5 protein-coding genes are annotated in these 5,696 nt (G+C 70.7%); 2 read left to right on the top strand and 3 right to left on the bottom strand.

Translation table 11 applies throughout. The features are described from left to right. Positions 1-4: 4 nt before the first annotated feature. Both WH07_RS27725 and WH07_RS27720 read right to left on the bottom strand, forming a co-directional pair. On the bottom strand, positions 5-700 hold the full coding sequence (locus tag WH07_RS27725; protein WP_046505701.1) for a L,D-transpeptidase family protein: 696 nt from the start codon (positions 698-700) through the stop codon (positions 5-7). Between the two features lie 148 nt (positions 701-848). Further along, the gene (locus WH07_RS27720; RefSeq protein WP_079023607.1) at positions 849-2,249 is read right to left on the bottom strand and encodes an MFS transporter; all 1,401 of its coding nucleotides are present in this window, start codon (positions 2,247-2,249) and stop codon (positions 849-851) included. A gap of 62 nt (positions 2,250-2,311) precedes the next feature. On the opposite strand from WH07_RS27720, the gene WH07_RS27715 reads away from it, so the two are divergent. Beyond that, positions 2,312-3,316 (top strand): LysR family transcriptional regulator, encoded by a 1,005-nt coding sequence (locus tag WH07_RS27715; protein ID WP_198533905.1) that lies wholly within the window; start codon positions 2,312-2,314, stop codon positions 3,314-3,316. Between the two features lie 157 nt (positions 3,317-3,473). Here WH07_RS27715 and WH07_RS27710 read toward each other — a convergent pair whose 3' ends face one another. Beyond that, positions 3,474-4,154 carry a dienelactone hydrolase gene (locus WH07_RS27710; RefSeq protein WP_046505698.1) on the bottom strand — a complete coding sequence of 227 codons (681 nt, stop codon included), beginning with the start codon at positions 4,152-4,154 and terminating at the stop codon, positions 3,474-3,476. 241 nt (positions 4,155-4,395) lie between these two features. On the opposite strand from WH07_RS27710, the gene WH07_RS27705 reads away from it, so the two are divergent. Further along, positions 4,396-5,511, top strand: coding sequence for an adenosine deaminase (locus WH07_RS27705; protein WP_046505695.1), 1,116 nt, complete (start codon positions 4,396-4,398; stop codon positions 5,509-5,511). Positions 5,512-5,696: the final 185 nt, after the last annotated feature.

Genomic DNA, 5,696 nt, shown 5'->3' with positions numbered 1-5,696 from the left:
CCGCTCAGGTGCCCGGCTTGCGCCCGTACACGTACACGTCGTCGCCGTTCCTCAGCAGCGACCAGTACTTCGCCGCGGCGGTCTTCGTCATGTTCACGCAGCCGTGCGAGCCCGGCGGGTTCCAGACGCTCACACCGACCGAGTGGAAGGCCTGGCCGCCGTCGAAGAACTGGCTGTACGGCATGGGCACGTTGTAGATCGACGACACATGGTTCTTGTTCCGCCAGTAGATCTTCTTCAGCCCGGTGCGCGTCTCGTAGCCGTTGCGTCCGGTACGGACCGGCACCGGCCCGTAGACCAGCTTCTTGCCGTCCTGGATCCAACTGAGCTGGCGCGTCAGGTCGACACAGGCGATCCGGCCCTTGTTGACGGGGCACTTGCCGGCCTTGTTCGGGGTCTTGCCCGCCGCCTTCTGCTTGTTCATCAGATCCATCACGCCCCAGGTGACGGGTCCGGCGTAGCCGATGGTCGGTGTGATGCCATGCTTCGACTGGAAGGCGCGGGTGGCCTTGCAGTCGGCGGCGGACTGCTTGCCGTCCACCGGCCGGCCGAGGAACTTCTCGACCTGCTTCTGGTACGGGCCCTTGCTCGTCGTACAGGAAGCCGCCTGCGCGGGCGTGGCGCCCAGCGCCACGGCCAGCGGGACCACCAGCGCGGTGATGCCCGCCGCCGCGGCCCCGGTCCGGCGTATGTGTCCCATCCGTCCCGTCCCCCCTTCGGTACACGTCACTCGTATGGCGTGTTCGGGGTGGTAGACGGGTGAAGTGCGTGCGAAGTTGCACGGATCGGCGGATCAGATGATTCGCACGGGAGTTTCGCGCCAATCGCGCCAATCAGCGTCAGCCGCGTCAACTACGAGCAGTGGCAGTGGCAGTGGCCGCCGACAAGCGCCGCTCCAGGCGTGCGCACCGCGTCCCGTACAGCGTGATGGAGACGACCCCGAGCACCGCCGCCAGCCCCAGCAGTACGGTCGCCGCCCAGCCGCCCGCGTGGAACGCGACCGCGCCCAGCGTGCCGCCCGCGCTGCTGCCCAGGTAGTACGCCGACTGATAGAGCGCAGAGGCCTGTGCGCGGCCCGTCTTGGCCGTACGGCTCACCGCGGACGAGGCGACCGCGTGGCCCGCGAAGAAGCCCGCCGTGATCAGCACCAGACCGGGCAGCACCGCGGCCAGGGTGTCCGCGAGCGAGAGCAGCAGACCCGCCGTCGTCGTCCCCACGGCCAGATAGAGCGCGCCGCGCCGCCCCAGCCGTGCGACCAGGTGCCCGGCCGCCGCGGAGGAAGCCGTACCGACCAGATAGACCAGGAAGATCGAGCCGACGATGCCCTGCGGAAGGCTGAACGGGGCCTCCACCAGCCGGTAGCCGATCACGGTGTAGACCGCGCCGAACACCGTCATGAAGAGCGCGCCGATCGCGTACAGCCGCCGCAGCAGCGGATCGGCGAGATGCCCGCCGACGGTCCGCGCCAGCGAGCGCGGGCTCACGGAACGCGGCGTGAAGTTCCGCGCCTTGGGCAGCAGGACACGGAAGACCACCGCGCACACCACCGCCAGCAGCCCGACCGCGCCTAGCGCCGCCCGCCAGCCCCAGAGCTGGGCGACCCAGCCGGTGACGATACGGCCGCTCATCCCGCCGACGCTGTTGCCCGCCACGAACAGGCCGATCGCGGCGACCAGCGCCTTCGGCCGTACCTCCTCGGCGAGATACGCCATCGCCGACGCGGGCAGTCCGGCGAGCGCCGCGCCCTGTACGGCACGCAGCGCCACCAGCCACCCCAGATCGGGCGCGAACGGCACCAGCAGCCCGACCACCACGGCGACCGCCAGCGAGCCGGTCATCAGCGCCCTCCGCCCGAACCGTTCGGAGAGCGCGCTCAGCGGCAGTACGAACAGCGCGAGCGCGCCGGTGGCCGCCGACACCGTCCAGCTCGCCCGGCTCTCGGTCACGCCGAATCCGGCGGAGAGCGCGGGCAGCAGGGCCTGCGTGGAGTAGAGGAGGGCGAAGGTCGCGACCCCGGCGGCGAAGAGCGCGAGGCGCATCCGGCGCAGGGCGGAGGACGAAGCGAAGGAGTCAGAAGCGCCAGCAGAGGCAGCAGAGCCAGAAGAGGCCGAAGAAGCAGCAGAGGCCGAAGAAGCGGAGGAAGCCGACGAAGCAGCGGCGCCGGAGTCGGAGTCAGAGGCGGCGGTGGCCGTGGACGGGACGGAGGCGGCACCCACGGTGGTGGGCGCCCCGGTACTGACGGAAGGCATGTCTCGAACGTAAGCACCGAGGCTTCATGCGTCCAATGCATGGATTGGCGATAATCGTTCCCATGGCGCATGAACCGAGGTCGAGCAAGCGCGTGTCATGGAGCAGTGACACAGAAGACACCACGGCGACACCGAACGGGCGGGGCGCGGCCGGGCTGGACCCCGAGTCCTGGTCGGCGGTCCTCGCGCCGCGCCTCGCGTACTTCGCCGGAGTGGCCCGGCACGAGCATGTGACCCGGGCCGCGCAGGACATGGCCGTACCGCAGTCCACACTCTCCCGGGCGATGGTCCGGCTCGAACAGGACCTGGATGTCGCGCTGTTCGCCCGCAAGGGCCGTACGGTCTCCCTCACCCCGGCCGGCCGCGCCTTCCTCGCCTCGGTCGAACGGGCCCTCGCGGAGGTGGAGCGCGCGGCCGAGTCCGTACGTGCCGACGCCGACCCGGCGTCCGGCAAGGTCGCCTTCGGCTTTCTGCACACCATGGGGTCGGAGACCGTACCGGGCCTGATCAGGGCCTTCCGGGCGGACCATCCGCGCGTACGGTTCCAGCTCGTCCAGAACTACGGCGAGGCGATGCTGGAACGGATGCGCGCTGGCGAGCTGGACCTCTGTCTGACCTCGCCGGTGCCCGACGCCCCCGATCTGGTCGCCCGCAGACTCGACGAACAGCGGCTGCGGCTGGTCGTCCCCGACGACCACCGGCTCGCCGGGCGGCGGCGCGTCCGGCTGGCCGAGGCGGCGGACGAGACGTTCGTCACCCTGGAACCGGGGTACGGGCTGCGTCGTATCACCGACGCGCTCTGCGCCGAGGCGGGCTTCCGGCCGCGGGTGGCCTTCGAGGGCGAGGAGGCGGAGACGCTGCGCGGTCTGGTGGCGGCCGGGCTGGGCGTGGCGCTGCTGCCGCCGCCCGCGGTGGCACGGCCGGGGGTGGTCGAGCTGACGGTGACGGCGCCGCGGGCGGTACGGGAGATCGGCGTCGCGTGGCTGGACGGGCACCCGGACACGCCTCCGGTGGCGGCGTTCAAACGCTTCCTGCTGTCGCGGCGGGGGCAGCTCCTGCCGGACTGAGCGCGTGGTACGCCGGGTCCGGCCGGCAGCGGGTCCGTCCTCGACCGCCGGACGGGCCGAGGCGACTCGCTGCGGCGACTCGCGCCGAGGTGGCTCGTACGCCCGGCTGCCGGACGGCCGCGGTACGTGTGTCCTCGATCGCCGGACGGGCTGTTTTTCACCCCCGCAGCGACTTGCGGAAGCCCGCCGCCAAAGGCATCCGCAGGCCCAGCGGCGGCGGCGCCGCCAGCGCGTCCGCGACCGGACGGGAGTACGCGCGCGAGAGCAGCGCGCCTAAGACGAAGTCCCGTGCCAGCGCCAGGACTTCGGTGTGGTGCTGGCGCAGCGCGTGTCCGTCGGAGTGCACCTCGAAGCGGCAGACGTCGCGGTTTATCTTCTTGGCCCGCGCGGCCAGCCGGTAGGACAGCTCCGGGTCGCTGCGCCGGTCATTGGTGCCGTGCATGATCAGCACATGCCGCCCCGCCAACTGCCGTACCGGCTCCGGTTCGACCGCCCGGTCCCTCTCCGGCAGCCAGGGAGCCATAGCCAGCACCGAGTTGACCGCCGAATGCCCCGCGGCGTGCAGCGCGGCCCGGCCGCCCATGCCATGCCCGGCCAGGCATATCGGCACGTCGCCGTAGCGCCGTACGACCTCCTCCGCCGCCCACTCGGCGTCCGCCGCGAGCTGCGCGTCCGTACCGTTCCACCCGCGCCTTCCGTAGTGCACCGCGTGCACCACCACACCCTCCGCGGCGCCCGACCGTGCCAACGCCCGTGCCAGCGGCAGCACTCGGGCGAACGCGACGGGCGAGGGGCGGCGGTGGGAGACCGGCTCGCCGGAGGGAAGGACCAGGACCACGCCCCCCGTCGCCGACCCCGTGGGAGGTGCGGTGAACGCCCGTCCCAGCCGCGCCCCGGGCTCCGCGCGACGCGCGCGTGCCGAACCGTCCCGGCCTGCCGTACGTCCCCCCGGCCCGGGAACCGCTTTCTGTCCCATAGCAGAACAGTCTCAGAAGTCCGGGTGTACTCCACCCGTACGCCGGATCACTGTTACATATCGACAGGCCATGATCTACGCGCGTAGGCGTTAGAGTGCGCAGATGACGAGCCAGACCTACCGTCCGCCCACCGCCGACCAGATCCGCCGCGCCCCCAAGGTCCTCCTCCACGACCACCTGGACGGCGGCCTGCGCCCCGGCACGATCATCGATCTCGCACGAGAGACCGGCTACGACAGCCTGCCCGAGCATGAGTCCGACAAACTCGGCACGTGGTTCCGCGAAGCCGCTGACTCCGGTTCGCTGGAGCGCTATCTGGAGACCTTCGCCCACACCTGCGCGGTCATGCAGACCCGTGACGCGCTGTTCCGGGTCGCCGCCGAGTGCGCCGAGGACCTCGCCGAGGACGGGGTCGTCTACGCGGAGGTGCGGTACGCGCCCGAGCAGCACCTGGAGGGCGGGCTCACCCTCGAAGAGGTCGTCGAGGCCGTCAACGAGGGCTTCCGCGAAGGCGAACGGCGCGCGCACGCCCACGGCCACCGGATCAGGGTCGGCGCCCTGCTCACCGCCATGCGGCACGCCGCCCGCGCCCTGGAGATCGCCGAACTCGCCAACCGTTACCGGGACTCGGGCGTCGTCGGCTTCGACATCGCGGGCGCGGAGGCCGGCTACCCGCCCACCCGCCACCTCGACGCGTTCGAGTATCTGAAGCGCGAGAACAACCACTTCACCATCCACGCGGGCGAGGCCTTCGGACTGCCCTCGATCTGGCAGGCGCTCCAGTGGTGCGGCGCCGACCGGCTGGGCCACGGCGTGCGCATCATCGACGACATCGAGGTCGCCGAGGACGGCTCGGTGACGCTGGGCCGGCTCGCCGCGTACGTACGGGACAAGCGCATCCCGCTGGAACTGTGCCCCAGCTCCAACCTCCAGACGGGGGCCGCCGCTTCGTACGGCGAGCACCCCATCGGGCTGCTCCGCAGACTGCATTTCCGCGCCACGGTCAATACCGACAACAGGCTGATGAGCAGTACGAGCATGAGCCGCGAATTCGAGCTGCTGGTCGACACCTTCGGCTACACGCTCGACGACATGCAGTGGTTCACCGTCAATGCGATGAAATCAGCATTCATTCCTTTCGATGAACGACTCGCGATGATCAATGACGTGATCAAGCCCGGCTATGCCGAGCTGAAGTCCGAATGGCTGTTCAAGTAGGCGGCCCTGACCAGCGGTTATCTGCTGCGGGGTGGTGAAGGAAACCCCGGCGGGCGGTCCGGAACACGGAATTCCGGGCGCCCGCCGGTGTTTGCGGGGGATACGGGCGACTGGCTAATTTGCAGAGCCGCTCGCATTGCGCGTCATTCCCCCGCTCCGTCCCCCCCGTTCCCCTCCCCAAGGAC

The organism is Streptomyces odonnellii (assembly GCF_000981895.1).
GTDB classification, from domain to species: domain Bacteria; phylum Actinomycetota; class Actinomycetes; order Streptomycetales; family Streptomycetaceae; genus Streptomyces; species Streptomyces odonnellii.
The sequence above is the reverse complement of the archived record's forward strand: the minus strand, read 5'-3'. Positions and strand labels throughout refer to the sequence as shown.

Bases quoted from the DNA above. Each gene is read 5' to 3' on its own strand.
- WH07_RS27725 (WP_046505701.1), bottom strand. From the start codon at position 700: ATGGGACACATACGCCGGACCGGGGCCGCGGCGGCGGGCATCACCGCG.
- WH07_RS27720 (WP_079023607.1), bottom strand. From the start codon at position 2,249: ATGCCTTCCGTCAGTACCGGGGCGCCCACCACCGTGGGTGCCGCCTCC.
- WH07_RS27715 (WP_198533905.1), top strand. From the start codon at position 2,312: ATGGCGCATGAACCGAGGTCGAGCAAGCGCGTGTCATGGAGCAGTGAC.
- WH07_RS27705 (WP_046505695.1), top strand. From the start codon at position 4,396: ATGACGAGCCAGACCTACCGTCCGCCCACCGCCGACCAGATCCGCCGC.